Below are 26,668 nucleotides of genomic sequence, written 5' to 3'. Positions count from 1 at the left end.
CGCCTCACAAAAAAGTTGCTATTCGGTGTTGCTAAGTACCGGTACTCAGTGTTACTTTGTACCGGTAGTCAACAACACTGAGTAGAGGAGGCGATCACCATGGCAAGTCAGATGACCGAGATGCTCAAGGGCACTCTCGAGGGGATCGTGCTGGCGATCCTGGCCGACGGATCCGCTTACGGGTACGAGATCACGACGAGACTGCGCGACGGCGGCTTCACCGATATCGCCGAAGGCACCGTGTACGCCCTGCTGGTGCGCATCGAGCAGCGCGGCCTGGTCGACGTCGAAAAGGTCCCGTCGGAGAAGGGCCCGCCGCGCAAGGTCTTCTCGCTGAACGCGCAGGGGCGAGATCAGCTCGCCGAATTCTGGGGGACCTGGAGCTTCCTCGCAGAACACATCGAACAGCTCCGCCACACCGACACCCGCAACAACACAAGCATTGAAGGAGCCTGACATGGCCGCGAAGTGGATCGAAGTGATCACCGGATCGCTCGAACAGAAGAAGCAGTACCGCACCGACAAGGCCCGCATCGAGGGCCTCCCCCAGCCCTACGCCACCGCCGCCACGGCGATGCACCGCTACCTCATGTATGCGAGCGGCGTCACCGACGGCGACACCATGACCCGCATGTTCACCGACCTCGCCGACCTGTGGGAGACCGCATCGGCGGACGGCACCCCGGTGCGCGCCATCGTCGGCGACGACCCGGTCGATTTCGCCGAGACGTTCGCCCGCGCATACGCCGGCCGCGAGTGGATCGACAAGGAGCGCGCCCGCTTCACCCGCGCCATCGACGAGGCAGCAGGAATGGAATCTCGCTCATGACCACCCCAGCCATCAGCGTCCACGGCATCACCAAGTCGTTCGGTGACCTGCGCGTGCTGCGCGGAGTCGACTTCGAGGTGGAGCGCGGCAGCATCTTCGCGCTGCTCGGCTCGAACGGTGCCGGCAAGACCACCCTGGTGCGGATCCTCTCGACGCTGCTCACGGCAGACGGCGGGTCCGCCACCATCCAGGGCTTTGATGTGGCCTCCGCTCCCGACGACATCCGCGAGTCGATCAGCCTCACGGGGCAGTTCGCCGCCGTCGACGAGGTGCTCACGGGTCGGGAGAACCTGGTGCTCGTGGCGAAGCTGCGCCACCTGCCCGACCCGGGGGCGATCGCCGACGACCTGCTCGCACGGTTCTCACTCACCGACGCCGGCTCACGTCGTGCCGGCACCTATTCCGGCGGCATGCGCCGCCGCCTCGACATCGCGATGAGTCTCATCGGCAACCCGCCGGTGATCTTCCTCGACGAGCCGACCACGGGTCTCGACCCGCAGGCGCGGATCGAAGTGTGGGACACGGTGAAGGAGCTCGCCGAGCACGGCACCACGGTGCTGCTGACCACACAGTACCTCGATGAGGCCGAGCAGCTGGCGGATCGGATCGCCATCCTCCACGAGGGGACGATCATCCAGAACGGCACTCTCGCCCAGCTCAAGGGCCTGCTCCCGCAGGCGAAGGTCGAATACGTCGAGAAGCAGCCCACCCTCGAGGAAGTCTTCCTCGCTCTCGTCGGCCCGCGGGCCGGCACCGACACGTATAAGAAGGAGGTCGCGTGATGGCCAGTCACGTTCTCGGCGACACCGCCGTTCTCACCGGGCGGTCACTCCGCCACATCCTGCGCAGTCCCGACACCATCATTACGACCGCGGTGACGCCCATCGCCCTGATGCTGCTGTTCGTGTTCGTGCTCGGCGGCGCGATCGACACGGGCGCATCGGGGTCGTACATCGACTACATGCTCCCGGGCATCCTGCTCATCACGATCGCCTCGGGCATCGCGTACACCTCGTACCGGCTGTTCCTGGATCTGCAGGGCGGCATCGTCGAGCGATTCCAGTCCATGCCGATCGCCCGCTCCAGCGTGCTGTGGGCGCACGTTCTCACCTCGCTCGTCGCCAACCTGGTGTCGGTCGCGATCGTGGTGGGCGTGGCGTTCGCGCTCGGTTTCCGCACCGGCGCATCGGTTGGCGCCTGGCTCGCGGTGATCGGCATCCTGGTGCTGTTCACGCTGTCGCTCACCTGGCTGGCCGTGATCGCCGGCCTCTCCGCGAAGACGGTCGACGGCGCCAGTGCCTTCAGCTACCCGCTGATCTTCCTGCCCTTCATCAGCTCCGCGTTCGTTCCCACCTCGACGATGCCCGGCCCGGTCGCCTGGTTCGCCGAGTACCAGCCGGTGACGTCGATCGTGAACACGATCCGCGCGCTGTTCGCCGGAGAGCCGGTCGGATCAGCGATCTGGGTGGCACTCGCCTGGCTGGTGGGCCTGCTCCTGGTGGCGTACGGATTCGCCATCGCCGTCTATCGGAAGCGCATCCGGTGAGCATTGCTTCGCGAAGCGCCACGAACCGCCTCCGGCACCTCGGTGCCCCGGAGGCGGTTCGTGGCGCTTCGGGAAGGGTTATTCCCCCGGAGATCCCGCGTCGGTCGCGGACACGTCGGTGCGGTGGAAGTTCTGGAACGACCGCGATGCCGTCGGACCACGCTGACCCTGGTACCGGTTGCCGTAGGGCCCCGAGCCGTACGGGTTCTCCGCGGGCGACGTCAGGCGGAAGTAGCAGACCTGACCGATCTTCATCCCCGGCCAGAGCTTGATGGGCAGCGTCGCGACGTTGGAGAGCTCCAGTGTCACGTGCCCGGAGAAGCCGGGGTCGATGAAGCCGGCGGTGGAGTGCGTGAGCAGTCCGAGACGACCGAGCGACGACTTGCCCTCCAGGCGAGCCGCGATGTTGTCAGGCAGCGTGATCTGCTCGTACGTCGAGCCGAGCACGAACTCCCCGGGGTGCAGGATGAACGGCTCGTCCGGGTCCACCTCGATGAGCCGCGTGAGCTCGGGCTGATCCTGCGACGGATCAATGAACGGGTACTTGTGATTGTCGAAGAGCCGGAAGTAGCGGTCGAGACGCACATCCACGCTGGAGGGCTGGACCATCGCCGGGTCGAAGGGATCGAGGGCGATGCGCCCGTCAGCGAGTCCGGCCTTGATATCGCGATCCGAAAGCAGCACGTCCACAGCCTACGGCCCTCATCCCGTTCGGCGTGCGCAGATGTGGCTTTCGGGACCACGTGAGGCTGCATCTGCGCGCCGTGAGATCCTCCCGGCGCCCGTCATCGGACGGCCTGCCGCCGGCTCGACGCACGGCCCGGCCTCAGCCCGAGCGCGAGGACCCGCGCGATGCGGTGCGAACGCAGGAACAATCGTCCAACGGATGACGCATCCGGCGAATCCGTCATGAATCCGGCCCACGCTCATGGATTCACGACAACCCATCCCACGTCTGCCGCACAGGTCGACCACCCCGTCTGCGGCGAAGGCAGGAACATGCGCCCAACGCATGAGGCATCCGGTGAATCCCTCATGAATCCGGCACACGCTCATGGATTCGCGACACGGCACGCAACCGCCCGCGGCCCCGACCGCGCGTCCGCGGCCCGGGCTCGCAGCAGCCCGCGGACCAGTGATCCGCGGGCTGCTGATGCGCGTCAGGCGCTGAGCACCTCGCGCTCGAGGCGCTGGTACGACGCCTCCATGCCGTCGGCCATACCCGTGGCAAGGATCATGTCGCGAGTGTCCTTGTCCGGGTACTCGATGAGGAGCGTGATGAGCGTGGCGCCGTCCTCTTCATAGAGGTTGAGGTCATTGAGGGTCTCGACGGGCATCCCCTGCATCCGCTCCGTGCTGACCGAGCGCCGGGGCGGGTCGATCAGAAGCACCTCACCCTCGAAGCCGAACGGCTCGCCCTCGGTGTCTCCGACGGGCGCCCAGGAGTTGCGATACGTCGCGCCCGGCTCGGTACCGATGACGCACTCCGTCATCTCCCAGCCGTCCGGTCCGAGCATCCACTTCTTGACCAGATCGGCGTCGTTGTAGGCGCGCCAGACGAGGTCGCGCGGGCCCTCCACTAGACGCGTGATGCGGACGTGCGTGTCGTCGAGCAGCTCGACGACCGTCCCCTTGCCCTGTGCGAACTCGCGCAGGTCCTGCAGTACAGCGTCGAGCTGAGCCATCGCCATGCGCGTGCCCTCGACGGCGCCCATCGCCACGATCTGCTCCAGCGCCTCGGCGGAGTCGAAGTAGCTGGTGTTCACCATGCGCGTACCGTCATCGGTGGCCTCGAAGGTGAAGGTCATCCGCATCGACGGGAACCCCTCGAGCGGGTTGCCGTCCTCATCGGCGAACGCATCGATCACCTCGAAGCGGTGCGGGGCGTCGATCGCGAGGAACTCCCACGAGCCAGACGACTTCTCGCCGCGCGGACCGTTCATCGTGTACCGCGCGCGGCCGCCCACCACCGGGTTCCACTCGGCGAACGTCGCCGGCCATCCGGGAGGACCCCAGAAGCGGTTCAGCTGCTCGGGATCCGTGTAGGCGTTCCAGACGCGCTCGACAGGTGCGGCCAGATCGGCGATCACCGTCATGGTGAGGTTGTCGGCATCGGTGATGACGTCGGTGACGGGCATGTCATTCTCCTTCGTGAGGTTCTGCAAGTAGGGCATCGAGTCGGGCGATACGGGATCGCCAGAGCTCTTCGTACTGGGCGAGAAGCGCCCGGGCGCGCGCGATCATCTCGGGATTCGCGCGGACCAGCCGCTCGCGTCCTTCGGCGCGCTTGATGATGAGTTCGGCCGCCTCGAGCACTGCCACGTGCTTCTGGACCGCCGCGAACGACATCTCATACCGGGACGCGAGGGCGGTGACGGACTGTTCCCCCTCGATGGTCCGGCGCAGGATGTCGCGCCGCGTCGACGTGGCCAGTGCGTGGAAGACACGGTCCACCTCCGCTTCGCTGAGTTCTCGTTGTGCAACCATTTGGTTGTACGTTATGGCATGCGAGGTGGGGTGTCAAGGGATTTCCCGAACTGGTGCGATCTGAACGCGATCGCCAGCAACCATCTGCGGACGGGAAGCACCGACTCGGTTCCTGTCGAGCGCAGCGCGACCGAGGCCACCGCGCATGGTGTGCGTCGCGCAGGCCCTTACATCTCGTCGTCGGCGCTCCTCAGTCGGAGACGGGGGCGCTGCGCCATGGCGCGCTGAAGCCTCCCCACCCCGGCTGCTCAGCGAGCGAAAGGAGACGAAAGGCCACGGCGACAGGTGGGCGGAGCTCACCATGCACAGACGTGGTCGGTTCGTCTAGCGAACGCCCCATGCCCGCGGACTCCTGAGCGCGCATCGTCCTGCCTCATGGTCGCTGAGCGCGTGCCGCCGAGACGGCGCTCTCGTTCAACAGCCCGAGAGCACCAACACCGGCGTAGCCGCACCGCGGGTGAGGGCTCCGCAACCGGGGCACACCCGACCCGTATGCCGCGCCAGACGTCAGAGCCGCACGGAGATCAGTCGGGCCGTCGCGGTCGGGTCGGGCCGGTGCATAACCGATTCGGGCACGACGACGAGCTCTGCCCCCGGGATATGCGCCGCGGCCCAGTCCGACGCGGCGACCAAGAACGGGAAGGTCTGCTCCCCGCGCAGCACGGTGACGGGGCGCTTCACGTCCAACAGCTCGATGCCCGGCTGGCGCATCCGGTACACCAGACGCGTGTCGTACACGGTGGACTGCGCCAGCGGCGCGAGCGCGTCAAGCATGCCGTTCGTGCGACCGGCCTCGACCATCTCGCGAGGCAGCCCGACGGCTTCAAGCTGGAACGTCTCGATCGCGTCGCTGGGGCGTCCGTCGTCGACGAATGACTGCAGTCGATCGGCAAGCTCGGGCGTCTGCATACCGGAACCCTCGAAGTCGATCGGGGGTTCGGAGAGAAAGAGCGCTCCGGTCGGGACGCCCTGGGACGCGGCATAGAGCGCAAGCACTGCGCCGGAGGAGTGGCCGAGAACGGCATCCACTCCGCCCGCCGCCTCAATCACTGCTGCCAGATCGGCGACCTCGTCGTCGGGCGTGGAGCCCGGGCGATCCCGGCTCCCACCGCGAGCACGACGATCCCACGTGACCGCGCGGAAGCCAGCATCGACCAGCGCCTGAGCGAGAGGCGCGGCATCAACCGCCCGCGACAGCGCACCGTTCACGATCACGACGGTGCGGCCGTCTCCGGTCGCCGAGAACTCGATGGCGGTGCCGTCAGCCGACGTTGCGATGCTCATGCCGACATACAACCACGAGGGCCGGACATTGGAACCTGATCGTGCCGTCGGAACTCGGGCAGCTCTCTCGCGCCGCCGAGGCTGCATCGCACCAGCATGGCGAGATCGCAGCAAAGCGGGCTCGAAGCGGGCTTGACGATCCTCCGTCGAACTGAAACGATACTCATGAAGCCAGCTTCAAGCCAGCATGAAAGAGAACCATGACGATCGATGTCACAGTCCCCGTACCGGAGCACCGACTTGCGGAGTTCTACCGGCGCGTGAGCGACTTCTACACCAATCCCGAGACGTCACCTGCGGCGACCCCTGGGGCGGGACTTGTCGACGGCACTCCCGGGTGGGCGTTCGGACCAGACGCAGATACGACAGCCGCAGCACTCGTGAAAGCCCTCACCGATAAGGCGACCACGCTGCTCCGTGTTTTGAGGGACGGGGCGCTCGAAGCTTCACCACGGGCCTTCACCCCCGACGAGCTTGCCGCCGCCACGGGCAACCCCACCCGCCAGAGCGTCGCCGGCATTCTGGGCGGGGCAGGCACCGCGATCAAGGGACTGAATCTGCCGCTGTACCGCAATTCGGCAGGACTAACGTGGCACTTTGTCTGGCACTGGGCGAATGGTCTGTACTCCATGACCCCCGCTATGGCTCGCGTTCTTACGCACGCAGGTCTCTAATGGAGGACCTCACCGGACATCGCCGCTATCCGTCACTTCACGCGGCTCTTCACGCTCAGCGCACGCCGGCGGAGAACCAGAGCTTCATTGAACGAATGCTCGAGCCAATCCCCACGACCGCGTACATTCAGCGCGCCGACTACATCAAGGTGGTGCGTGCCGATAGTGGACCAGCACTGGAGATCCACTACGGCTGGTCCAGCGGGTTCAGAACAGAGGAAGAAGCGGTCGCCGCTGCCGGCGGCGAAGCTCACTGGCCGAGCGCGCGAGGAGACGGCCTCTGGGGCGTTGACCACCCCGTTCGCGGCCATCGCACGAGTGAGGCGTGGGCTGCGCATGCGGGGCAACGCGACTACGGATCCTGCTCTTCCTGCTTCCAAGTACTTCCTGCCACAGGGGTTTGCGCCTCCTGCGACTGACAGGCCGAGTCCTGAACCACCCGTCTCCACTGACAGCAGATCTGCCCGCAGCAGAGATCGCCCTCCCTCGTCGTCGCGACGAAGACGATGGGCACATGAGCGATTCACCCAAGCCACCTCTGTTCACCGACACCGTGCGGCGGGAGTTCTACGAACGCCGCGTGCTCGTGCTCGACGGCCCGCTGGACGACGACAACGGGACCCTCCTCGCCACGCAGCTGATCACCCTCGCATCCGACGACCCGAACGCCGACATCTCGCTGTGGATCCACTCCCCCGGCGGCTCGGTGCCCGCGATGCTCGCCATCCGCGACATCATGCGCACCATTCCGAACGACGTGTCGACGATGGTTCTCGGCATCGCCTACAGCGCCGGGCAGTTCCTGTTGTCGGCGGGGACGAAGGGCAAGCGGAAGGCGCTGCCGCATGCTCGTGTGCTGATGCATCAGGGTTCCGCGGGGATCGGCGGGGCCGCTGTCGACATCGCACTGCAGGCCGATGACCTCCGCCACACCCGCGACACTGTGCTCGGTCTGATCGCGGAGGACACCGGTCAGCCGGTGGAGCGGATCTTCGAGGATTCGCTGCACGACCACTGGTATTCGGCACAGCAGGCGCTCACGTACGGATTCGTCGACCAGATCGTCACCTCTTTCGAAGACTACCGACCCCGGGAACGCGTCTCCGCCGGCTTCGTGCACACGATGGATGGAGCACGGCGATGAGCAGCTACACCGTGCCGAACGTCATCGCGCAGCACCCGCGCGGCGAGCGCATCATGGACGTCTACTCCCACCTGCTCACCCAGCGGGTGGTGTATCTCGGGACCGCGATCGATGCCGGGGTGGCGAACACGCTGATCGCACAGCTGCTGCATCTGGAGGCGGACAATCCCGATCAGGACATCCACTTCTACATCAACTGCGAGGGTGGCGATCCGAGCGCCATGCTCGCAATCTACGACACGATGACCTTCATCAAGCCCCAGGTCGCCACAACGTGCGTCGGCCAGGCGGTGTCGGTTGGAGCGGTGCTGCTTGCGGCAGGCGCGGCTGGGAAGCGCGCTTCTCTCCCCCACGGACGCGTGGTCCTGCATCAGCCGGCGGCCCAGGGACGCGGGGCGATTCCCGATCTGATCCTGCAGGCCGACGAGGTGATTCGGCTGCGCTCCGATATCGAGGAGGTCCTGGCGCATCACACCGGGCAGCCGGTGGAGCGACTCCGCGCCGACACGGATCATGACCGCGTGTTCACGGCCGCGGCTGCGCGCGAGTACGGGTTGATCGACCAGGTGATCACCGCTCGGTGATCGGATCGATCAGGCCGCGAGCCGCTCGCGGCCGCGATGCCGGCGGCGAGCGTCAGGCCGCGAGCGCGAAACTCGACCGCGTCGCTGAGAGCTGGGTCGATGCGGGCGTCGTGGCGGCCAGGGATCGGGCGACGTCGAGGGTGAGATCCAGCAGGCTCGCCCCGAGGGCTTCGGTGACGGCCGCCACGATCTCGCTCGACGGCTCTTTGAGCCCTCGTTCGATCTCCGACAGATACTGCGGCGAGACTCCGGCGCGGTTCGCGACATCGTCGAGGGTCTCCCCCAGCGCCTTGCGTCGGTCGCGCAACGAGCCGCCGAGCAGATGACGCCAGAGAGGGTCGCGGGTCTTCGGACCGGGCGCGTTGTCCAGGGTGGGAGCGGAGGTGTCGGTCATGCCCCATTCTAGGAATCCGACCTTCTCGCTCCGCTACGGAATCCGCTCACAGCAGAGAATGTCGACGGCGGCGAGCTCCCGCCCGCCGCCGTCCTCTCGCGTTCTTATCGCGACGAGATCGCTCGCTCGACGAAACCGATGATCTCGTCGGCGACGTCGTCGCGGATCTCCGGCTCGTTGTGCACCTCGTGGCGGAAGCCCGGGTAGACGTGCGCACGAACGTCGGCGTGGCCGGTTGCCACCAGCCGGTTCGCCACGTGATACGCACCTTCGCCGTAGTTGGCGACCGGGTCCTGGTCGCCCGCGAGGATCAGGATCGGAAGGTCGGATCGGACATTGGCGTACCAGTCGTCGCCGTTCGCGCGGTCGTACAGGTCGACGAAGCCGCGGAGGAAGCGCACCGTCATCGGCGCACCGAAGTTGTTGAGCGGGTCGGCGAGGTGATCGCGCACCACATCGACGCTGCGGGCGACCCAGGCGGTGGGGCCGGCGTCGGGTCCGAAGCGGGAGATGAAGCCGGCGAAGACGTCGCCGATGTAGGCGTCCGCGAAGGCGGTCGGGTCCGGCTCAGCCGCGAGCGCGGCACGGTCGAGCTGAGACTCGAGTCCCTCCATCTGCGCCGCGATACCGCCGAGGATCAGTCCGTCGATCTCTTCGGACGACTCCGCTGCGAGGCCGCGCGCGATCATCGAGCCCCAGGAGTGGCCGAAGACGATGTAGGGAAGGTTCGGATACAGCGCACGCACGCGAGCGCGCAGCGTCTGCTCGTCGGCAACCACAACGTCGCCGGCGTCGTCTCCCGCATCCGCCCAGATGCCCGAGCTCATCGCCGTCTTGCCGTGACCGGCGTGATCGTCGGCCGCGACGACGAATCCCTCGTCGAGCAGCTTCGCGATCAGTCGGATGTAGCGTCGCGAATGCTCGCCCAACCCGTGCACCAGCTGCACCACCGCGCGGGCCGGCACGGAGGGTTCGTAGACCCACGCGTGGATGGTGTCGCGGCCGTTGCGCGACGGAAACTCGATCTCGTTGAGAGCCATGGATCCTCCTCCGACGACGCTTCCGCGCGCCGCCGCTCGCAGGCTAACACTGGGGCGCGAACGCGGCGGAAGTCTGCACGAACGTGCGACTTCCGCTGGATTCGGCGTCATGGTGTGATGGGGGTATGACCCGTGGACGACAGACGGCGGCGCTCGCCGGGCTCCTCGTCACGGTCGCGCTCGTCGGCTGCACACCGGTGAGCCACACGCATCCCACATCGACGCCGTCTACCACCCCCGAGAGCACACCGACGCCCGAGCCGACCGCGACGAACGGTGTCCTCACCGAGTCCGAAGTCTCAGAAATCGCACCGCTGTGGCAGGGCGGGAGGTTTCGCGGCTTCGTGACCCCGCCCGAGGGCTACGACTACGGTGGCGACTGCCACGACAGCGCCTGGACGGCCCTCTATCTCACGGAGCAGGCCACCGCCACGAGTGGCACGTTCTTCGCCACCTCCGCGGAACGCCCAGCACCGACTCTCGTCATCGCCGTCCTGCCCCTGAACGAATCGGAGCTCGCGACGAATCTCCAGGCGCTGGAGCACCAGCTCACGTCCTGCATCGGAGTGGCTCCCGACGGGACCACGCTGCAGGAGCCCGCACCGGCGGTCGACGGATGGTCGGGGCTGCACAACGTCAGCGAGGATGAGGATCTGTATTGGGCCGCGTACGACGAGGGCATCGTGATGGCTCAGGTGAGCCCCGGAATGGCCACGCTCACGTCCGCGCTCGCGAGCCAGGCGACCGCGATCTTTGCTCGGCAGCTGGCGGCTCTCTCGTCTGATTGACGCGGGCTCGTTTGCCCGAACACGACGCGCGGACTAGGCTTGCAGCACCCGTTCAGCCGCATGGATGTTCGGGTGCGGGGCTGTAGTTCAATGGCAGAACTTCTGCTTCCCAAGCAGACAGCGCGGGTTCGATTCCCGTCAGCCCCTCCGTGTCACTTCCAAAGCTATTCCGGACATTCTTGAGCTACTTCAGACTGAAGTTTCCGGCTCTCGTCCGGCGTCGCGTCACTCAGCGCGCAATCTGAGGCAACTTTGCGACCCTCGCTCCTGGCGGGGCCCGCACTGAACACTCGTCGAGCCAGCGTTCTACACACTCCTGAGCTCATCTCTCCCACCTCTCAATAGCGTCGAAGTGCTACCGCGAGTGGTCGCACACCACGTTCATCGGCCCGAGAGAATCGTCGGCCGCACCCGCCGAAAAAGGGAACACCTGACCATGTCGAGCCCCAAGCCCGCTCTTCGCCGCCGCCTGCACCCGCACCCGCTCGGAAAGCCACCCGTCGCTCCGCTTCTGTCAGCCGTCGCCGCGGAGGCTGCGGGCACGTTCGTCCTCGTGTTCGGAGTCATCGGAGCGGCGACCTTCTCCGCATCCTTTTCGAAGTCGGATGTCGCGGTGAACATCGGATTCCTCGGCGTCGCCTTCGCGCTCGGGCTCAGCGTGCTCGTCGGCGCCATCGCCTGGGGCCCCGTGTCGGGCGGCCACTTCAACCCTGCCGTCACGCTCGGATTGGCGACCGCCGGATTCTTTTCGTGGCGCCGCGTCCCGGCCTACATCGCGTCGCAGATCGTGGGTGGGCTACTCGCGTCCACCGCACTTGTTCTCGTTGCGGCGGGCACCAGCACGGGATTCCTCTCGGACGCTCGAAAGAGCGGATTCGCGTCCACCGGCTGGGGACCGCTCTCACCAAGCGGGGCCTCCTGGGAGGCGGCGTTCCTCATCGAGGCGGTCACCACGGCCGTGCTCATGGCGGTCGTCCTCGCCGTCTCCACTCGTCGCACGGACGCGACGCTCGCGCCGCTGGCCATTGGGTTCACGCTGACGGTGGCGGCGCTCGTCGCGATCCCGATCTCGAACGGCTCTTTCAACCCGGCCCGCTCGATAGCGACCGCCGTCTACGGGGGCCCTGTCGCGCTCGAGCAGTTGTGGCTCTCGCTCGTCGCGCCAACCCTCGGCGCGGCGCTGGTCGGCCTCGTCGTGACAGCGGTCCGCCACCTCGCGCCGCGAGCGAGGAGAAGCTCCTACATCTGAGTGCGGTGCGTGTTCCATCCCGGAGATCCGGGACGGCGTGACGCTTATGCGGCCGCGTCAACGACCTTCGTCGCGCGGTATGTACTCACGGCGCGGAGGACGGCAGGTGTTGCATGCTGGACGACCCTCAAAGCGCCGGTCGCGATCTGGAGCCGGCGCTGCACGGCCGCGTCGGCAGCCATCTTCAGGCCGATCTCTATGCCACGTTCGATCCCAATGGCAACGCCGCGGTTGAAGCCGAGACCGTAAACAGGACTTCCCGTGAGTGCTCCCCAGATTGAGTGGTGCTGTCGAGCGTAGTGAGATCCGGGAGCGCCAGACCGTGAGGTGGCTGGGACTTCAGGCGGAATCGTCAGGCTGTCGGCGCATCCTCGTTCACCGACGGAGGCACCGGCCCACGAGCGGCACGTACGCCAGCCCTGTACGCGCGCATCTCCCGTCGCGCGAATCGCTGATGGACGAACCATTCCCGAATGGTTCGTCCCAGACGGCGGCGGCGGACGTCGTCGACAAACATCAGCCATCCCACCCGAACCGACCGTGCCCGCTGCGTGACCTTGTTGTCGGACGAGTCCGAGACGAGCAACCATCGTTGCACCTGCACGTCCGGGCTGGAGCGCGGCTCCGCGAGCTCGTCAACATGGTCTTCCAAAACCCTCGACGATGACGTTGCGGCGTTGCTCCGGGTATGCCCATTCCCTCGTGACGCGTTGCGCGCGAGCGAGGGTGAATTCGTACTCCGTGCGCCATGCCCGGTCGGCAGTGCGGGTAGCAACTGCTCCGCGGTGTGACCCAGCTTCCGGAGGAACGCCTCGACCTCGCCCCGCTGACGTTGCGCGCGAGGAGACGTCACGCGGTCACTCCACAATCGCACCGCGTCACCGTACTGACGGGCGAAGTCCGACCGCGCCAGCCCGTCTTCGCGGCCGGCGAGCGACAACGCCGACACGGCGATGGCGAACTCGTCTCCGACAGACCGGTCGAGCTGGAAGTCACGATTGGAGCGAGCCTCGCGGATGGCGTCGCGTGCGATGACCAATCCGACCAGAGCAAGGATCACCGACAGCAGAGACGCGATGACCTGGATCCAGGTCGCGAAGGCGTTGTCCACAGACGAACAGTATCGTCAGGACGCCGCATTCTTCCTTCCAAGAATGCAGAAGAGGTGCACCCGGATCCCGGGTGCACCTCTTCTACTGCGCCGCTTCTTACTTCTGGATGAAGGCGAGGAGGTCAGGGTTGATGACCTCGGCGTGCGTGGTCAGCATGCCGTGCGGGTAGCCGGCGTACAGCTTCAGCTCAGAGTTCTGGAGGAGCTCGTGCTGCAGGAGCGCGGCGGCCTTGTAGGGAACGACCTGGTCGTCGTCGCCCTGCATGACGAGAACGGGGACCGTGATGGCCTTGAGGTCTTCGGTCTGGTCGGTCTCGGAGAAGGCCTTGATGCCCTCGTAGTGAGCGAGCGCGCTGCCCGTCATGCCCTGACGCCACCAGTTCGCGACGACCGGCTCGGACACCTCGACACCGTCGCGGTTGAAGCCGTAGAACGGACCCGACGCCACGGCCTGGAAGAACTCGGCACGGTTGGCGGCGAGAGCGGAACGGAAACCGTCGAGGACCTCGATGGGCGTGCCCTCGGGGTTGCTGTCGGACTTCAGCATGATGGGAGGAACCGAGGAGACGAGCACGGCCTTGGCGACACGACCCTGGGGCTGACCGTACTTGGCGACGTAGCGAGCGACCTGGCCGCCGCCGGTGGAGTGGCCGATGTGGATGGCGTTCTTCAGGTCGAGGTGCTCGACGACGGCGTTCACGTCGCTGGCGTAGTGGTCCATGTCGTGGCCGGTGCTGATCTGCGACGATCGTCCGTGGCCGCGGCGGTCGCTGGCGACGACGCGGTAGCCCTTCGAGAGGAAGTAGAGCATCTGTGCGTCCCAGTCGTCGGACGACAGCGGCCAGCCGTGGTGGAACACGATGGGCTGGGCGTTCTTGTCGCCCCAGTCCTTGAAGTAGATCTCTGCGCCGTCTTCGGTGGTGATGTATCCCATGATGAGTCCTTTGTCATGTCGTCGAACGAGCAAGCCCGCGCGACTGGTGGGTAGTTTGCGCCTCGACGATGTGGCGACTGCATTCACGGTAACTTTCGGGCGTCCGCGACGCCTCCGACAATTGCCGACTCCCGTTGCTACGTCTATCCGAACCCGAGGAGGGGCGCGTCAACACGTCATTCCGAAGAGGGGATACGGAGCTTCCGGCCAGGTGATGTGGGCTTGCCCTCGTCTTTCGTACGGTGAAGCGTCCGCACTCCTTGCACCACGACGTGCAGGGAGGGAAATTGCTTGTATTCAGGGAGCTCGGTGAGCAGTAACAAGAGTGTTCTGGGGAGCTTTCTACGCGCGCGGCGCGCGCACGTCCGGCCGGTGGACGTCGGCCTTCATCCGGCTGACGGCAGACGAGTCTCCGGACTGAAGCGGGAAGAAGTGGCGATGCTCGCCGACATCAGCGTGGAGTACTACACCCGGCTTGAGCAGGGACGGGGAGCAGACCCCTCCACCAAGGTCGTTCGCGCTCTCGCCCGCGCGCTGAATCTGGACGATGTATGCGTCGAGTATGTCAACCGCCTCACCGGGAGGGTCGACGAGCAGCGGCGAATGATCCCGCCCGAGAAGACCTACATCATGCGTGAACTTCTCGACACGTGGGCACATATCCCGGCGTACATCACCGACGGGAACCTCGACATCGTCGCTGTCAATGAACTCATGCGCTCCTTGAGTTCCGGGGCCATCAGCCCCGGGACCAACGCTGTCATCGCCCACTTCGCTCCCGAGAACAAGCGCCAGATCATCAATTGGGAAGAACTGGCGGCACGGGGTGTCGCGACCCTCCGCTTCCTCGGAGACCGTTCCTCCGCGCGGTACAACGAGATCGTTCGTGAGCTGTCAGCGGATCAGGACTTCGTGAAGCTGTGGGAGCTGCACCAGGTTGCTCGACCATCGGACTTCGACTCTCACCTGCGCTTGGATGGAATCGGTGAGATCCAGATGCGGGTCCATAACTTCGAAGTGCCCTCGTTGCCGTTCCATACGATGACCACCCAGTCCCCGAAACCAGGCTTCGAGGTCCTCACCACTACCTCAGGCGCCCGCGAGACAGCCTTCGCCTGAGCCCCGCACGAAAGGCCACTCATGCCGACCATCCTCATCAAGCACGCATATGACGCAGCTTGCACAGGCGACGGCTACCGGGTTCTCGTGGACCGCCTGTGGCCGCGGGGCGTGTCGAAGGAACATGCCGCTCTCGACGAGTGGCTGAAAGACATCGCGCCGTCCCCCGACCTGCGGACGTGGTGGAACCATGACCCCGAACGCATGGCAGAGTTCGCCGCTCGGTACGACGCGGAGCTGGAAGAGAACACCACGACTGTCCAGCACCTGCTCGACGTCGCCCACGCGCACGACACAGTCACCCTGATCTACGCAGCCCATGATCCTACGGTCAACCATGCCGTCGTTCTCCAGCGCTTCATCCAGCAGCGCTTGACCGCCGCCGAGTCATAGGGGCAGCTGTTCGCCAAGCCTCATCCCGTACCGCGCGATGTCCCTGGCCACCGGCAGCCGCTGCTCGCCGTACGAGACGAGTGCAGCGTCGATGGGCGATGAGTGAAGCGCACGGGTGAGAGCAAGCGCATCACCGGCGGCTTTCGCCGCGCCCATCGCGGTGTGCGGACGCACCACCGCTGCCGCGTCCCCCAGAAGCACTGCGCGATCTCTGACGAGACGAGGAGCGACGTAGTCGAGCACGCCCTGAAGGAAGGGCCGAGGCTCCATCGCGACCACTTCAGCGAACTGCGGTGGCAGGCGATGGCGGGCCGCTTCACTCAGTTGTGTCGCGACGTCCGCCGGCGTCTGCCCCGGGGCGAGAGACGTCGATGTGGACGAGCGACCGGCGGCAGTCATCAGCGTCGATAGATCCTCTGAGCTCATCGAGCGGTACCAGACCCAGTTGTACCGACGGCTCCCCGGCTGAGTCTGCCCCTCGGGTCCGGGGACGAGATATCCGAGCGCGTGCTCTCCCGGTCCCGTGTAGAACGTCATCCGCCGAAACAGGGTGTCGGCGGCACCGGCGGGGACGAGGTCTTCAGGGATGAGACCGCGCCAGATGGCATACCCGACGTACGCAGGTTCACCGCCTCCTGGCGCAATGAAACGGCGCACGTGCGAGTGCGCTCCATCTGCTCCGACCAGCAGGTCAGTTTCATATCGTTCGTTACCCGCGGTGAAGGAAATGACGTCGACGCCCGCCCGGACGCCCGTTACCGGGCTGTCCAGAACATACTGAGAGTCGGGGATCACCCCGCGAAGACCGTCGTAAAGCCGGTCCCACGATAGCTGCGTCTGCTCGGCGCGTTCTCGGTAACGAATCGCTCCTCGCAGGTCGAGGGTGATCCGTTCGACGGACGTTACGCCGGGCACCGTAGCCGGTGGTACGCCCGCGGCGTCGAGTGCCGTGAAGATCTCGTCCTGTGCAACGAGCCCGGCGCCTCGCGTGCGGAGACCATGCACTGACTTCTCGTACACCGTGACGTCGTGCCCGAGCCGGTGCAGCATGGCAGCTGCGAATAGTCCCCCGATGGAGCCGCCGGCCACGGCGATGCGATGCGCGGATGCGGAGAAGTCGCTCATGTGGCCACGGTATGTGTCGCGATGCACCAACTCATGCGACAACTGACGGACGGTCCTTCGACCATGAGTCAAGAGCGCGCGAACTGCCAGGGACACCGACGCTAGGACGGTTGGTCGGCGACCGGGAGGAAAGCCTGCACCACGGTCAGGAGAAGGACGACCGCGCCAGCGCCGACGAGAACCGCGTCCGTACCGACGACAACAGCTACGGCGCCGCTCGCCGCCGACCCCACCGCGGTACCCCCGTAGAGGACCAGTTGGTAGATCGACAGACCACGCGTGCGAACGTGTTCTGGCAACGACGCCTGTACGACCGCGTTCACAGTAGCGATGACGCCGATCCACCCTGCACCGCCAGCAACGAGCGCCAGAAAGATGACCCACAGGTCTCCCGTGAAAAGCAGGGCGCACAACCCCAGGCTGAAGAGCGTCATCGATGCGAGCAGTACACCGTTCACTCCCCATCGGTCACGGGCTAGCGCCACGAGAGACGCTCCGACGATGGTGCCCACGCCCAGGACCCCAAGAAGTAGCCCGTAGCCGTCTGCTCCGAGACCGAGGGTTCGCTGAGCGAACACGGGGAGCAAAGCCCAGAGAGCATTGGCCGGCACGAGGAAGATCGCCAAGCGGATGCAGAGGGAGCGCACCAGCGACGAGCGGAAGACGAAGCGAAGCCCCTCGCGTAACGCGTGCAGAAACGGCTCGCGACGAATCTGCGGAGCTCGGTAGTTGCGCCAGGCGAGGAGGGCGCCCAAGTAGATGACGAACGAGGCGGCGTTCACGATGAACACCGCGGTGATCCCGAACTGCGCGATGGCGAGCCCGGCGACTGCCGGACCTGCCGCGCGCGCGACGTTCACGCTGATGGACGACAGTGATGCCGCGTCCGCGACCTGCGCGCGCGGCACGATGTCCGAGATGACTGACTGTGCTGCTGGCATCTGCACGGCGGACGCAGCACCGAGCACGCACGTGAGGGTGAGGAGTGTGCTCGCTGGGAGATCGTCCCCAGCCGACATCGCTACCAATGCCAGTGACGCCCCCAATTGCACGACCTGCGTGACGAGCATCACCGTGCGACGATTCAGGAACTCGCCAAGAACTCCCGATGGCAGCGCCAGTAGCAACACGGGCGCTGCTGAGGCCGTTTGCACGAGGGCGACGACAACAGGTGAGCTGTCGTCGGCAACGAGTTGCCATTGGGCGCCGACAGTCTGCATCCAGATGCCGATATTGCTGACGAATCCGGCGACCCACAGCATTCGGAATGCCGGAACCCTCAGCGGCGCCAATGGCCCATCGCGCCCCGAACGCGAGGACACACGCGTCCGGGGCGCGGCGACGGTCACGTCAGCACCGAAGCCAAAGTCAGGGAACCGCGTTGGCCGCGTCGATGATGAAGCGTGCGACGTCACCAGGATGGGTGTGCATGATGAGGTGCGGACCTGGTAGCTCGATTACCTCGAGTGCTGAGGCTCGTTCGAGGCCGAAACGCACAACGTCCGGGTTGACGATGTGGTCGGCGGTAGCAACGATGCCCCACGTCGGACGTGAGCGCCAGGCTGCGTGCGTGGCCCTCTCGTCGAGCATCGCGGCGTCCAGCGGCCGTTGGGTGACGGCGAAGACGGCAGCTTCATCGGCCGGGATGCCGAGGGCAGCGAGGAAGGGGAACTCGTCGATGGCGACGGACACCTCGCGCCGGGTCGCGCCGTCTGCAGTGGCGTAGGGCCGGTAGTCGAAGAAGTTTGCGGCGTCCGATGCCGGGAAGCGCTGACGCAGGTCGGCTGCGCTCTCATCCACATCGAGGATGAACCCGGCCACGAAGACCAGCCCGCGAACGTTCTCGGCAGTCCCCGCGACGGAGGCGACGGTCGCGCCGTAGGAGTGGCCAACCAGCAGGACAGGACCATCGATGTTCTCTACGAACGACCGCACGTACGCGGCATCCGCCGCGAGACTCCGGTTCGAGATGGCGGGAACACGCACCTCGATGCCAGCCCCCATTATCCGCATTGCCACCGGCGACCAGCTCGCTCCATCAGAGAACGCACCGTGCACCATCACGACGGTCGGCTTCTCGCGCATATTTCACTCCCTCAGTCCCCGAGATCTCCGGGTTCCATCCCACGCTAGGAGCGGGGACCGTGCCCCCGCTCCTACGCGTTGTCGTTACTTGACTGGACGGGTGTCGGAAACCGCGTTCGCGTCAAGGAAGACGCGGACGACATCGTTGAACGCCTCCGGGTTTTCCAGGAATGGGAAGTGGGAGCTTGCTACATCCCGCGGGAAGATGTGCACGAGCGCTCCAGGTATACGCGATGCGACGTAACGCTGCGATTCCGGGGAGACATGGCTGCCATCACAACCCAGCACGAGGGTGGGCTTGGCGATGGTCGGAAGCATTTCCCGCCAGTCCTGCGCGCCGTGGTCGAACAGGAGTGGCGCGGCAACCCGACGCGGAGTCTGAGCGACCTCCGATGACACGAACGCCCAGAGGTCGTCGTTGACGGGCCCAGTGAACATGCTCCGCACGAAAGCACGCACCGCCGCTTCCCCACCAGCATCATCAGCGATGGCATTGGCGAGCGCGCCGAGACCGTCCGGCGGCAGGATGCAGCCCGCGGACTGCTGCTCTTGCGGGCTCATCCACAGTTGCGCGACGACCGCGGCTGGTTGGTCCACCATAACGATGCTGCGTACTCTGCTGTCTCCGAAAAGTTCGAGGTAGGACCAGATGACGGAGACGCCCATCGACCAGCCGAGGAGGTCGACGGTCTGGATGTCAAGTTCGTCGAGGATGTCTCGGAGGTCGGCCGCGAGACGGGCGATACGGTGCCCGCGCCAGGGTTTTTCTGACCTTCCATGTCCGCGCGCGTCATAGGTAATGACGCGGCGCTCGGTGAGTCCTTCACGCTGGTGCCGGAACATCTCCTGTGATTGCGACCACCCGTGGAGCATCAGGAGCGGGACGCCGTTCCCACCCGTGTCGTACAGCTCCAGGGTCACACCGTCGCTGGTCTGAATTTGCCGGCTGCGTGCCCTCATTGGATGTGACCTGCGTTCTCCCAGTACGACGCGAGTTTCAGGCCGAGGTGCAGGGCGCTGCGTTTCATTCCGTCATCCATCGCGTCTTTCACCACTTGAGGCATGTTTTCCAATCGGTAGTAGAGCGTCGTGCGGTGGATGTGCAGTTCCTCGCACACGACCTTGATCTGGTGGGCGTGGTCGAGGAGAGTCTCGATGGTTTGCCGGCGCAGCGGGTCCGCGTCATGGATCAGGGTGTACGCGGCTGGCGAGTACCACTGCAGCCGGTTCGGGTCCGAGACGACGTCGGCAATGAGCAGCCAGGGACCGACGTCCTCGGCGCGCAGGCTCTTGCCCAGATCGGGCAAGAGCTCAGCGACCGCCGCCGTCGCGACCGCCCGCTCAGCGACGGGCCGCACGTCGATGTCCGTCTCGGTCAGGTGAGCGGACCCGATTGCTCGCAAGAGCACCCCGGCGCGCGCGGCCTCGGCCGCGATGAGGTCATCTGTTCGCGCATTATGGTTCGCACGCTCCAGGAACAACAGGGCAGCTCCGATCTCACCCATGAACATGAGGGTGGTTTTGGCCACGCTCTCCAGGGCCCGTCCGAGCGACGCGCGCTGCACGACGGTCGTGTCATGCCCGACGGACACGGCACGAACGACGGTTGCCGAGCTGCGCGACACCCCGTGAGTGCGGACAGCGGTGCTCAGCGCGTCCCGCCTGGCGACCGGATCCTGAGCGAGAAGTCCGCGGATGACCATTTCGCGTGTGGATCGCGCGGGTGTCGCGTCCTGCTCGCCGGCGAGATAGTCGCGCGCGATGTCCACTGCCGCGTCCACGGCGCGGAACTGCGCGGATGTCAGCGGCGGGAGCCCGCCCGTGATGAGCCACATGACTCCGAGCAGTGCGTCATCGGAGCGAATCGGCACGGCCAGACGTTCGCGTGCACCGAACTGGTCGAGGTTCACGGTCTGCGGCCGCCTGGCGGAGGACAGATGAATGCTCTCCAGATACGCGCGCTCGCGCGGAGGCGTCGCGCGTCCGAGGAGCCCGCGAGCACGAAGCTCATCGATCTCCTCCCCTTGCGCGCTGGAGACCATAGGACGGTACTGCGCGTCGTTGATGACCACGGATCGACCGAGGTCTTCCGCAAGGTCATCCACGAGTGTTTGCAGGTTCATGCACGTCTCCCTACGACGTCGCCCCACCGATGCATCGTGATCCTTTCTCGGGCCAGCACTCGCGCCCTCGGCCTCAGCGTAGGAACGACATATCGATGTCGAGGAGGCCCAACTTGTACCACCCAGATGGCGGCAGCGACCTCAACGGTAGGTATTGATGGGAGCGTTCACATCCCCTCTTCGACATATCCACATCACCTCGAAACGAACGCGCAACGTCGCTTCGGGATAATGGGGGGATGCACGACCGACACTCCGGCTACGCCGTTGCGTCAGACCGCGCCTTCTTGGCCGGTTCCCCCTCCGCGGCCAGCACCCCCCTGCGCGGACGCGTCGACATCACTTCGGCCCTCATTGCCTCCATCAACCGGTCTCTCACGGGCGTGCCCACTCCTGCGCTCATCCGTGGGCGCGCAGGAATGGGAAAGACTCGACTGCTCGCGGAGATTCTCGCGTTCGCCGAGGAACAGGGATGGTCCACCTTTACCGTCACCCCGGATGTTGACTCCGGCGCAGTCCCCCTGGGAGCGCTCACCGAGGCGATGTTGCGTGGCACCCCACCCCTAGTGACGGAGGAGGAACTGCGACCGGTCCTCGGCGCGGGTGAAGCGCCGTACTGGATCACGCGCCTCCTGACCGACAGAGTGGAGTCGGCGGCGACGACCGTGGGAGGCATGGTCGTCGTCATCGACGACCTGCAGTGGTTGGATGCCGCGTCAGTCGGGATCCTGTTGCGGTCAGCGGCCGCGCTGGCGGATCAGCCAGTCGCGTGGGTGCTTGCCAGCCGGTCCGGGCAGTTCCGGGCAGCGCACGCGCGAGTCGCCGAGTATGTCGAGCGCACCGGCACGGTCGTTGATCTCGAGCCCGTCGCGGCCGACGCTGCGCTCGAGATCGCCTCCGACCTCGCTGGCGCGGCCCTCGGACCCAAGCTCGAAGCCGCTCTCCAACGGACCGCGCACATCCCGCTCCTCGTCGTCGAACTCGTGCGCGGCCTCCAAGAGGAGGCACTCCTCGAGGCTCATGACGGTGTCGTGGATGCTGTCGGCACCACCGTTCCCGCGAGGTTTGGGGCGGCGTCACGACAGCGCGTTGCTCATCTGTCTGACGACGCTTTGACATTCGCCCAGGTCGCGAGCTTGTTCGGCAGGAGGTTCCGTCTCTCCGACGTCTTGACCGCGACCGGCGCCACCGCTGTGACCTCGATGCCCGTGGTGCGGGAACTGCTGGGCGCTGACTTCTTGACAGAAGACGGGACGACGCTCGCCTTCGTCCACGACACGATCCGAGAAGCCGTCGAGGCGACGATCCCCGCATCCGTCCGCAAGGTCATGCTGCGGGAAGTGGCCCACCTCCGTCTCGCTTCCGGCGAGCCGGCCTCCGCTGTCGCCGCGGCGCTCGTGGAGGCGGCGGAACCCGGCGACCAGCAATCGTTCGCTCTGATCCGTGACGCCGCACAGCAATTGGCGGCATCCGACACCTCACAGGCCGCCGACCTCGCGGCGGCCGCACTGCACCTCGCCAACAACATCCCTGCGTTGGCGGAGGCCAGCACCGAGCTTCTGCCGTACCTCTGGGCCGACGGACGCGATACCGAGGCGGACAACGCGACGCAGGCTCTCACGCCCTATCTCTCACCAGAGTCCCGCGCGCGCGTCCTTCTCGGCGCTGCCCGTCGCCAGACCGAGTCTTCTTTCGACCAAGCGATCGCGACCTGTGATGAGGCGCTCGCGCTGGGAAAGATCGAGCGCTCGACACGAGCCGATCTCCTCGCTGTGCGCGCGCTTAACTGCGCGAACAAGGCCGACTTCGTCGAGCTGACTCGCACACTTGTGCTCGCGCGCGAGGTCGCCGACCCCGACGTCGACCACGAAGCGCTGGCCACGGTCGACGCGACAGAATCCGTGTACGCGTTCAACAGCAACCGGTTCGATGACGCGGTCGCCCTCATGCAGGCGGCGTCGAAGCGCGCTGCTCTCGCCGGGCTCGATCCCGCGCGATGGGTGCCGGAAGGGCTGTGGGACGCGTTCCTGCACAACTCCAAAGGCGATGTCACCCACGCCCTCGAACTGGTGGACGAGGGGCTGCGCTCCGCGCTCGCGTCCAAGGCCGCCGTCGCCGAGGCCTACTGGATGATGGTTCGCGCCCGCGTCCTGCATGATCTCGGCCGGCTGGACGAGGCGAAGCTGCAAGCCGAGTCGGTGCTCTCCCTTGCCGGCGAACTCGGACTCGGCGACTTCGCGAATGCGACCGCCGGCATCGTCCTCTTCCGGATCGCCCTCCGCACCGGCGACACCGCTCTGCGCCAGCAGTCGGAGCCCATCGTTGAATCTCTCGCGGCCGGCGGTGGTGTCGTGCGGGCGGGCCAGTGGATGCTCGTCCTGCGAGCCCTGAACGACGGAAACGTGGATGATGCGGTGGCGCACAGTGCGCTGGCGCGGGAATCGCTTCACGACCCCATCCCCGCGATGACCACACCCTCCGACTTCGCGGACGACCTTCTCCTCATGGAAGTGGCGATCCGGTCCGATGATGGTGGACTCGCTCAGGAGGTCATCGCGCGAGCCCGGGCCCGTTACGACCGCAATCCCGACAGCGCATACTGCCGGGCCATCCTTCAGGCCGCTGCAGGCTGCCACGCTCGTGACGCGGACCTGCTGACTGAGGCCGCGACAACCCTTCGGCAGTTGGACAGACCGCTCATCCTCGCTCTGGTCCTCGAGTTCGTCGGGGCCGTGCAGACCAATGCGGAACCGCCCATATCGGCGCTTGACGAAGCGCTCGCGATCTACGAGAACGCGGGAGCGCATCGCGACGTCAACCGGGTACTGCAGTCTCTCCGGCATCTCGGAGTGCGCCGGCGTGCGCACTCGCAAGCCGATCCGCAGATGCTCTCACCGCGCGAGCAGCAAGTGCTCGAGCGCGTCGCCGCCGGTGCGACAACGCAGCAGATCGCGGACGCGCTGTTCATGTCGCCCCATACGGTCGTCTCGCACATTCGCCATATCTACGCGAAGTCAGGTGTCAACTCGAGGAAGGCTCTGCGCGAGTGGCATGGAAAGCGCCTAGCTCGCTCTCAGGCACAGCTCACGCGTGAATCTGGTTCCATGCGCTGATCTGAGCACCCGCCAGGCGGAAGCTCGCGAACCCCATCACCTCAACTGTCGACGTACCGGGGACCCGCAGCCGCAACCGCTGTTCGGTCAGCACCGTGTCACCGCAGACCGCGACGGACTGGAGGTCGGTGGTCCACTGGTCGAAGTTCTCATGCAGATCGGCAATCATCCGCGTGACCGCGGACCGTCCCCACACGCTCTTGCTCGCAGACGGCCGATAGACGACATCCTCCGCGAGGAACGGGTGCAGCTCGGTGTGTGCCCGGTCGTTGAGGAGCGCGACGAAGTCACGCACGATGAGTTCGCGTTCGAGTTGTTGAATTCCGGTAAGTGCCTCGCGGCCGATGGCGTCCATGATGTCTCCGTTCAGGTCGTGTGGCACTCACGGTAGAACCGGTGGAGACCGTGCCCTTGCGACGTCCGTTCAATTCCTTATGGACAGTTTGTGCAGGGTTACCACCGCCCCTAGAAGCCGGCATCGACCGTCGCATGCACTCTCGTCACGTGTCGGAGGAGAATGACCGCATTCGCCGTCAGGATGGAGCGGATAACCACCGCGAGAGAAAGCAGGCGGGCGATGAACAGTGCTGAGGCGGGCCCGACGCAGGCACCGGGTGCCCCACTCACCGCAAACGCGGTCTTCCTGGTCGTGACCATCGCGCCAAACGGCATCGACACCGTGCGCGACGTCCTCGCCGACCTCGCGGATTCGATGAAGGCCATCACCTTCCGGTTTCCTGATGCCGCGCTGACATGCACGGTCGGGGTCGGCAGCGGCGTCTGGGAATCGCTGATGGGGAGCTCCCTGCCCGCCCAGCTGCGTCCCTTCACGCCCGTGGCCGGCGCGGTGCATACGGCACCCGCGACGGACGGCGATCTGCTCTTCCACATCAGGGCCGAGCGGGCCGACGTCTGCTTCTTCTTCGAGAAGCGGCTACTGGGCGACCTCGGCACCGCGGTGCACGTCGTCGATGAAACCGTCGGCTTCCGCTCCTTCGACCGTCGTGACCTGCTGGGCTTCGTCGACGGGACGGCGAACCCCGTCGGAACGGAGATCGATGCCGCCGTCCTCGTCGGCGACGAAGACCCTGAGCATGCCGGAGGCACCTACGTCGTCACCCAGAAGTACGTTCACGCGATGGCCGCGTGGGATTCGCTGCCCGTCGACACGCAGGAGCGGATCCTCGGGCGCACAAAGGTGGACGGCATCGAGCTGGATGACGCCCCCGCGGGCCAACAGTCGCACAAGTCCTTGGCGACCATCGAAGACGAACAGGGAGTCGAGCACGACATCATCCGCGACAACATGCCTTTCGGCAGCCCGGGTGGGGGCGAGTTCGGCACCTACTTCCTCGGATACAGCCGCAACCTCTGGGTCATCCAGCAGATGCTCGAGCGGATGTTCATCGGAGAGCCGGCGGGGATGCACGACCGGCTGCTGGACTTCTCGACTGCCCTGACCGGTTCGGTGTTCTTCGCGCCCTCCGCCGCAGAGCTCGACGCGCTCGGCGCTGAGTGAACGCAGCCATCTGGCGGCAACTGTTCGCCCTCCGCCCAGCGACCCATCAGTGGCCGGGTGCGCTGCAAGCGGCGACCGCCATCACCGTTCCACCTCTCCTCGGATTGCTCGTCGGCCAACCGCGTTGGGGATCGGTCGCCTCCATCGGCGCCCTCATCGTGCTGCATCTCCCGGACCGGTCGCGCAGAGAACGCGCGGTCGCGCTGCCTCTCATCGCCGCCGCTCTCCTGGTCGCTGCGAGCATCGGCGCCCTTCTGGGCACCGCGCTGATCCCCGGCCTCATCGCCATGTCCGTCATCGCCATCGGTGGGTCGTTCCTCGCGCAGGCTCTCTCGGTCGGTCCGCCGGGTGCGTTGTTCCTCGTTCTCATTACGGGCTCCGCCGGTCAACTCGTCGCGCCCATAGCCAAGAGCGGAGCCGGGATGAGCTATCTCGAGGTCATCGCCTCCCTCGCCGGCGGTGCGCTTGTCGGCTACCTCGTCGTGGTGCTGCCCCTCGTGGTGCCGTCCATCCGGGCCAGCGACCACGAGATCTTCGAGCGACGCACCCACTGGCGTTTCGCGGTCTCCGCATCGGTGCGCGTGGTCGTCGCTCGCATCGCCGTGGCCGCGGTGCTCGCCGTACCAGTCAGCGCGTTCCTCGGCCTGCACCATGCGGCGTGGGTGATGCTGGCGTGCCTCGGAATCCTGCAGAAAGACGCCGACGTCCACTCCGCGGCCCTGCGCGGCGTACAACGGCTCATCGGCACGGGCGTCGCCATCATCCTCGTCGTCGTCCTCGCGGTCATCGAGCCCCAGGGGTTCGCGCGCATCGCATGGGCCGCCGGGCTGATCTTCGCCTTCGAGCTCCTCCTACGCCGGAACCTCACGTGGGCTCTCGCCGCCGTCACACCGATGGCGGTTCTCCTCGCCTCCGCGGGAGGACGGTCCATCAGCGAAGTCGCGGACGAGCGCGTGGTGGACACGGTCGCTGGCGCGGCGATTGCGGGTGCCGTCCTTCTCGCGGCCGTAGCAGTCGAGAGAAGGCGCAGCAGGGTCGGCTCGACACATGTCGGATGACCTTCGAACGCTCGGCCTACGGAGGCCCTGTCGCGCGCGAGCACAGTGAGAGTACGCACAGAAAGGGCC

29 protein-coding genes and 1 tRNA gene are annotated in these 26,668 nt (G+C 66.1%); 16 read left to right on the top strand and 14 right to left on the bottom strand.

Going from position 1 to position 26,668, the window contains the following annotated elements:
• The first annotated feature begins 99 nt into the window (after positions 1-99).
• Genes ABTV68_RS02270 through ABTV68_RS02255 form a run of 4 tightly spaced genes read left to right on the top strand, consistent with a single transcriptional unit; the run spans position 100 to position 2,375 of the window.
• The gene (locus tag ABTV68_RS02270; RefSeq protein WP_433675996.1) at positions 100-456 is read left to right on the top strand and encodes a PadR family transcriptional regulator; all 357 of its coding nucleotides are present in this window, start codon (positions 100-102) and stop codon (positions 454-456) included.
• Between the two features lies 1 nt (position 457).
• Positions 458-829, top strand: coding sequence for a DUF1048 domain-containing protein (locus ABTV68_RS02265; RefSeq protein WP_433675995.1), 372 nt, complete (start codon positions 458-460; stop codon positions 827-829).
• A complete protein-coding gene (locus ABTV68_RS02260) occupies positions 826-1,611 on the top strand; it encodes an ABC transporter ATP-binding protein (RefSeq protein ID WP_433675994.1) in 786 nt (261 codons plus the stop codon). The genes ABTV68_RS02265 and ABTV68_RS02260 overlap by 4 nt, the downstream gene beginning before the upstream one ends.
• Complete coding sequence (locus ABTV68_RS02255) at positions 1,611-2,375, top strand: ABC transporter permease (RefSeq protein ID WP_433677672.1); 765 nt, start codon at positions 1,611-1,613, stop codon at positions 2,373-2,375. The genes ABTV68_RS02260 and ABTV68_RS02255 overlap by 1 nt, the downstream gene beginning before the upstream one ends.
• 78 nt (positions 2,376-2,453) lie before the next feature.
• Here the strand turns inward: ABTV68_RS02255 and dcd are convergent, their stop codons facing one another.
• From dcd to ABTV68_RS02235, 4 genes are all read right to left on the bottom strand, one after another.
• A complete protein-coding gene (dcd, locus tag ABTV68_RS02250) occupies positions 2,454-3,059 on the bottom strand; it encodes a dCTP deaminase (RefSeq protein WP_433675993.1) in 606 nt (201 codons plus the stop codon).
• Positions 3,060-3,535: 476 nt separating this feature from the next.
• Positions 3,536-4,513, bottom strand: a complete 978-nt coding sequence (locus ABTV68_RS02245; protein ID WP_433675992.1) for an SRPBCC family protein — start codon at positions 4,511-4,513, stop codon at positions 3,536-3,538.
• A 1-nt stretch (position 4,514) separates the two neighbouring features.
• On the bottom strand, positions 4,515-4,862 hold the full coding sequence (locus ABTV68_RS02240; RefSeq protein ID WP_231090922.1) for an ArsR/SmtB family transcription factor: 348 nt from the start codon (positions 4,860-4,862) through the stop codon (positions 4,515-4,517).
• Positions 4,863-5,369: 507 nt separating this feature from the next.
• Positions 5,370-6,146, bottom strand: coding sequence for an alpha/beta fold hydrolase (locus ABTV68_RS02235; protein ID WP_433675991.1), 777 nt, complete (start codon positions 6,144-6,146; stop codon positions 5,370-5,372).
• Between the two features lie 200 nt (positions 6,147-6,346).
• Here ABTV68_RS02235 and ABTV68_RS02230 point away from each other — a divergent pair, with 200 nt between their 5' ends.
• The 3 genes from ABTV68_RS02230 to ABTV68_RS02220 all read left to right on the top strand — a co-directional run bounded on the left by ABTV68_RS02230 (position 6,347) and on the right by ABTV68_RS02220 (position 8,548).
• Entirely contained in the window at positions 6,347-6,820 is a 474-nt protein-coding gene (locus ABTV68_RS02230) for a hypothetical protein (protein ID WP_433675990.1), read from the top strand.
• Positions 6,821-7,334: 514 nt separating this feature from the next.
• On the top strand, positions 7,335-7,964 hold the full coding sequence (locus ABTV68_RS02225; RefSeq protein ID WP_433675989.1) for a ClpP family protease: 630 nt from the start codon (positions 7,335-7,337) through the stop codon (positions 7,962-7,964).
• Complete coding sequence (locus ABTV68_RS02220) at positions 7,961-8,548, top strand: ClpP family protease (protein WP_433675988.1); 588 nt, start codon at positions 7,961-7,963, stop codon at positions 8,546-8,548. Before ABTV68_RS02225 ends, ABTV68_RS02220 begins: the two co-directional genes overlap by 4 nt.
• A gap of 52 nt (positions 8,549-8,600) precedes the next feature.
• Here the strand turns inward: ABTV68_RS02220 and ABTV68_RS02215 are convergent, their stop codons facing one another.
• Entirely contained in the window at positions 8,601-8,942 is a 342-nt protein-coding gene (locus ABTV68_RS02215; RefSeq protein WP_433675987.1) for a helix-turn-helix domain-containing protein, read from the bottom strand.
• A gap of 104 nt (positions 8,943-9,046) precedes the next feature.
• On the bottom strand, positions 9,047-9,982 hold the full coding sequence (locus tag ABTV68_RS02210; protein WP_433675986.1) for an alpha/beta fold hydrolase: 936 nt from the start codon (positions 9,980-9,982) through the stop codon (positions 9,047-9,049).
• 125 nt (positions 9,983-10,107) lie between these two features.
• Between ABTV68_RS02210 and ABTV68_RS02205 the strand changes: the two genes are divergently transcribed.
• The 4 genes from ABTV68_RS02205 (at position 10,108) to ABTV68_RS02190 (ending at position 12,300) form a co-directional block, all read left to right on the top strand.
• Positions 10,108-10,770 carry a hypothetical protein gene (locus ABTV68_RS02205; RefSeq protein ID WP_433675985.1) on the top strand — a complete coding sequence of 221 codons (663 nt, stop codon included), beginning with the start codon at positions 10,108-10,110 and terminating at the stop codon, positions 10,768-10,770.
• Positions 10,771-10,846: 76 nt separating this feature from the next.
• Positions 10,847-10,917: transfer RNA gene (locus ABTV68_RS02200), tRNA-Gly, on the top strand.
• 289 nt (positions 10,918-11,206) lie between these two features.
• Positions 11,207-12,019, top strand: coding sequence for an aquaporin (locus ABTV68_RS02195; protein ID WP_433675984.1), 813 nt, complete (start codon positions 11,207-11,209; stop codon positions 12,017-12,019).
• Positions 12,020-12,132: 113 nt separating this feature from the next.
• Positions 12,133-12,300: a hypothetical protein gene (locus ABTV68_RS02190; RefSeq protein ID WP_433675983.1), complete on the top strand. Its 168-nt coding sequence runs from the start codon at positions 12,133-12,135 to the stop codon at positions 12,298-12,300.
• A gap of 71 nt (positions 12,301-12,371) precedes the next feature.
• Here ABTV68_RS02190 and ABTV68_RS02185 read toward each other — a convergent pair whose 3' ends face one another.
• Positions 12,372-13,130 carry a hypothetical protein gene (locus ABTV68_RS02185; RefSeq protein WP_433675982.1) on the bottom strand — a complete coding sequence of 253 codons (759 nt, stop codon included), beginning with the start codon at positions 13,128-13,130 and terminating at the stop codon, positions 12,372-12,374.
• 97 nt (positions 13,131-13,227) lie between these two features.
• Positions 13,228-14,064 (bottom strand): alpha/beta fold hydrolase, encoded by an 837-nt coding sequence (locus tag ABTV68_RS02180; RefSeq protein ID WP_433675981.1) that lies wholly within the window; start codon positions 14,062-14,064, stop codon positions 13,228-13,230.
• A gap of 309 nt (positions 14,065-14,373) precedes the next feature.
• Between ABTV68_RS02180 and ABTV68_RS02175 the strand changes: the two genes are divergently transcribed.
• Both ABTV68_RS02175 and ABTV68_RS02170 read left to right on the top strand, forming a co-directional pair.
• Positions 14,374-15,183 (top strand): helix-turn-helix domain-containing protein, encoded by an 810-nt coding sequence (locus ABTV68_RS02175; RefSeq protein WP_433675980.1) that lies wholly within the window; start codon positions 14,374-14,376, stop codon positions 15,181-15,183.
• Positions 15,184-15,204: 21 nt separating this feature from the next.
• On the top strand, positions 15,205-15,576 hold the full coding sequence (locus ABTV68_RS02170; protein WP_433675979.1) for a DUF488 domain-containing protein: 372 nt from the start codon (positions 15,205-15,207) through the stop codon (positions 15,574-15,576).
• Here the strand turns inward: ABTV68_RS02170 and ABTV68_RS02165 are convergent.
• The 5 genes from ABTV68_RS02165 to ABTV68_RS02145 all read right to left on the bottom strand — a co-directional run bounded on the left by ABTV68_RS02165 (position 15,571) and on the right by ABTV68_RS02145 (position 20,909).
• Entirely contained in the window at positions 15,571-16,701 is a 1,131-nt protein-coding gene (locus ABTV68_RS02165) for an FAD-dependent monooxygenase (protein ID WP_433675978.1), read from the bottom strand. The genes ABTV68_RS02170 and ABTV68_RS02165 overlap by 6 nt on opposite strands.
• A 101-nt stretch (positions 16,702-16,802) precedes the next feature.
• Entirely contained in the window at positions 16,803-17,963 is a 1,161-nt protein-coding gene (locus ABTV68_RS02160) for an MFS transporter (RefSeq protein ID WP_433675977.1), read from the bottom strand.
• A 106-nt stretch (positions 17,964-18,069) separates the two neighbouring features.
• Positions 18,070-18,786 carry an alpha/beta fold hydrolase gene (locus tag ABTV68_RS02155; protein ID WP_433675976.1) on the bottom strand — a complete coding sequence of 239 codons (717 nt, stop codon included), beginning with the start codon at positions 18,784-18,786 and terminating at the stop codon, positions 18,070-18,072.
• A gap of 84 nt (positions 18,787-18,870) precedes the next feature.
• Positions 18,871-19,746 carry an alpha/beta fold hydrolase gene (locus ABTV68_RS02150; RefSeq protein ID WP_433675975.1) on the bottom strand — a complete coding sequence of 292 codons (876 nt, stop codon included), beginning with the start codon at positions 19,744-19,746 and terminating at the stop codon, positions 18,871-18,873.
• Entirely contained in the window at positions 19,743-20,909 is a 1,167-nt protein-coding gene (locus ABTV68_RS02145) for a helix-turn-helix domain-containing protein (protein ID WP_433675974.1), read from the bottom strand. The genes ABTV68_RS02150 and ABTV68_RS02145 overlap by 4 nt, the downstream gene beginning before the upstream one ends.
• Before the next feature lie 239 nt (positions 20,910-21,148).
• On the opposite strand from ABTV68_RS02145, the gene ABTV68_RS02140 reads away from it, so the two are divergent.
• Positions 21,149-24,022 (top strand): LuxR C-terminal-related transcriptional regulator, encoded by a 2,874-nt coding sequence (locus ABTV68_RS02140; protein WP_433675973.1) that lies wholly within the window; start codon positions 21,149-21,151, stop codon positions 24,020-24,022.
• Here ABTV68_RS02140 and ABTV68_RS02135 read toward each other — a convergent pair.
• A complete protein-coding gene (locus tag ABTV68_RS02135; protein WP_433675972.1) occupies positions 23,994-24,377 on the bottom strand; it encodes a nuclear transport factor 2 family protein in 384 nt (127 codons plus the stop codon). The two genes, ABTV68_RS02140 and ABTV68_RS02135, sit on opposite strands and share 29 nt — an antisense overlap.
• 222 nt (positions 24,378-24,599) lie before the next feature.
• Here ABTV68_RS02135 and ABTV68_RS02130 point away from each other — a divergent pair, with 222 nt between their 5' ends.
• Entirely contained in the window at positions 24,600-25,541 is a 942-nt protein-coding gene (locus tag ABTV68_RS02130; RefSeq protein WP_433675971.1) for a Dyp-type peroxidase, read from the top strand.
• A complete protein-coding gene (locus ABTV68_RS02125) occupies positions 25,538-26,599 on the top strand; it encodes an FUSC family protein (RefSeq protein WP_433675970.1) in 1,062 nt (353 codons plus the stop codon). The genes ABTV68_RS02130 and ABTV68_RS02125 overlap by 4 nt, the downstream gene beginning before the upstream one ends.
• The last annotated feature ends 69 nt before the right edge of the window (positions 26,600-26,668 follow it).

Origin of the sequence: Microbacterium gorillae (assembly GCF_050990725.1) — a bacterium.
GTDB lineage: Bacteria > Actinomycetota > Actinomycetes > Actinomycetales > Microbacteriaceae > Microbacterium > Microbacterium gorillae_A.
The sequence above is the reverse complement of the archived record's forward strand: the minus strand, read 5'-3'. Positions and strand labels throughout refer to the sequence as shown.

Coding starts and splice junctions, on each gene's coding strand:
- ABTV68_RS02270 (WP_433675996.1), top strand. CDS start 100: ATGGCAAGTCAGATGACCGAGATGCTCAAGGGCACTCTCGAGGGGATC.
- ABTV68_RS02265 (WP_433675995.1), top strand. CDS start 458: ATGGCCGCGAAGTGGATCGAAGTGATCACCGGATCGCTCGAACAGAAG.
- ABTV68_RS02260 (WP_433675994.1), top strand. CDS start 826: ATGACCACCCCAGCCATCAGCGTCCACGGCATCACCAAGTCGTTCGGT.
- ABTV68_RS02255 (WP_433677672.1), top strand. CDS start 1,611: ATGGCCAGTCACGTTCTCGGCGACACCGCCGTTCTCACCGGGCGGTCA.
- ABTV68_RS02245 (WP_433675992.1), bottom strand. CDS start 4,513: ATGCCCGTCACCGACGTCATCACCGATGCCGACAACCTCACCATGACG.
- ABTV68_RS02240 (WP_231090922.1), bottom strand. CDS start 4,862: ATGGTTGCACAACGAGAACTCAGCGAAGCGGAGGTGGACCGTGTCTTC.
- ABTV68_RS02235 (WP_433675991.1), bottom strand. CDS start 6,146: ATGAGCATCGCAACGTCGGCTGACGGCACCGCCATCGAGTTCTCGGCG.
- ABTV68_RS02230 (WP_433675990.1), top strand. CDS start 6,347: ATGACGATCGATGTCACAGTCCCCGTACCGGAGCACCGACTTGCGGAG.
- ABTV68_RS02225 (WP_433675989.1), top strand. CDS start 7,335: ATGAGCGATTCACCCAAGCCACCTCTGTTCACCGACACCGTGCGGCGG.
- ABTV68_RS02220 (WP_433675988.1), top strand. CDS start 7,961: ATGAGCAGCTACACCGTGCCGAACGTCATCGCGCAGCACCCGCGCGGC.
- ABTV68_RS02215 (WP_433675987.1), bottom strand. CDS start 8,942: ATGACCGACACCTCCGCTCCCACCCTGGACAACGCGCCCGGTCCGAAG.
- ABTV68_RS02210 (WP_433675986.1), bottom strand. CDS start 9,982: ATGGCTCTCAACGAGATCGAGTTTCCGTCGCGCAACGGCCGCGACACC.
- ABTV68_RS02205 (WP_433675985.1), top strand. CDS start 10,108: ATGACCCGTGGACGACAGACGGCGGCGCTCGCCGGGCTCCTCGTCACG.
- ABTV68_RS02195 (WP_433675984.1), top strand. CDS start 11,207: ATGTCGAGCCCCAAGCCCGCTCTTCGCCGCCGCCTGCACCCGCACCCG.
- ABTV68_RS02190 (WP_433675983.1), top strand. CDS start 12,133: ATGCTGGACGACCCTCAAAGCGCCGGTCGCGATCTGGAGCCGGCGCTG.
- ABTV68_RS02180 (WP_433675981.1), bottom strand. CDS start 14,064: ATGGGATACATCACCACCGAAGACGGCGCAGAGATCTACTTCAAGGAC.
- ABTV68_RS02170 (WP_433675979.1), top strand. CDS start 15,205: ATGCCGACCATCCTCATCAAGCACGCATATGACGCAGCTTGCACAGGC.
- ABTV68_RS02165 (WP_433675978.1), bottom strand. CDS start 16,701: ATGAGCGACTTCTCCGCATCCGCGCATCGCATCGCCGTGGCCGGCGGC.
- ABTV68_RS02160 (WP_433675977.1), bottom strand. CDS start 17,963: ATGCTGTGGGTCGCCGGATTCGTCAGCAATATCGGCATCTGGATGCAG.
- ABTV68_RS02155 (WP_433675976.1), bottom strand. CDS start 18,786: ATGCGCGAGAAGCCGACCGTCGTGATGGTGCACGGTGCGTTCTCTGAT.
- ABTV68_RS02150 (WP_433675975.1), bottom strand. CDS start 19,746: ATGAGGGCACGCAGCCGGCAAATTCAGACCAGCGACGGTGTGACCCTG.
- ABTV68_RS02145 (WP_433675974.1), bottom strand. CDS start 20,909: ATGAACCTGCAAACACTCGTGGATGACCTTGCGGAAGACCTCGGTCGA.
- ABTV68_RS02140 (WP_433675973.1), top strand. CDS start 21,149: ATGCACGACCGACACTCCGGCTACGCCGTTGCGTCAGACCGCGCCTTC.
- ABTV68_RS02135 (WP_433675972.1), bottom strand. CDS start 24,377: ATGGACGCCATCGGCCGCGAGGCACTTACCGGAATTCAACAACTCGAA.
- ABTV68_RS02130 (WP_433675971.1), top strand. CDS start 24,600: ATGAACAGTGCTGAGGCGGGCCCGACGCAGGCACCGGGTGCCCCACTC.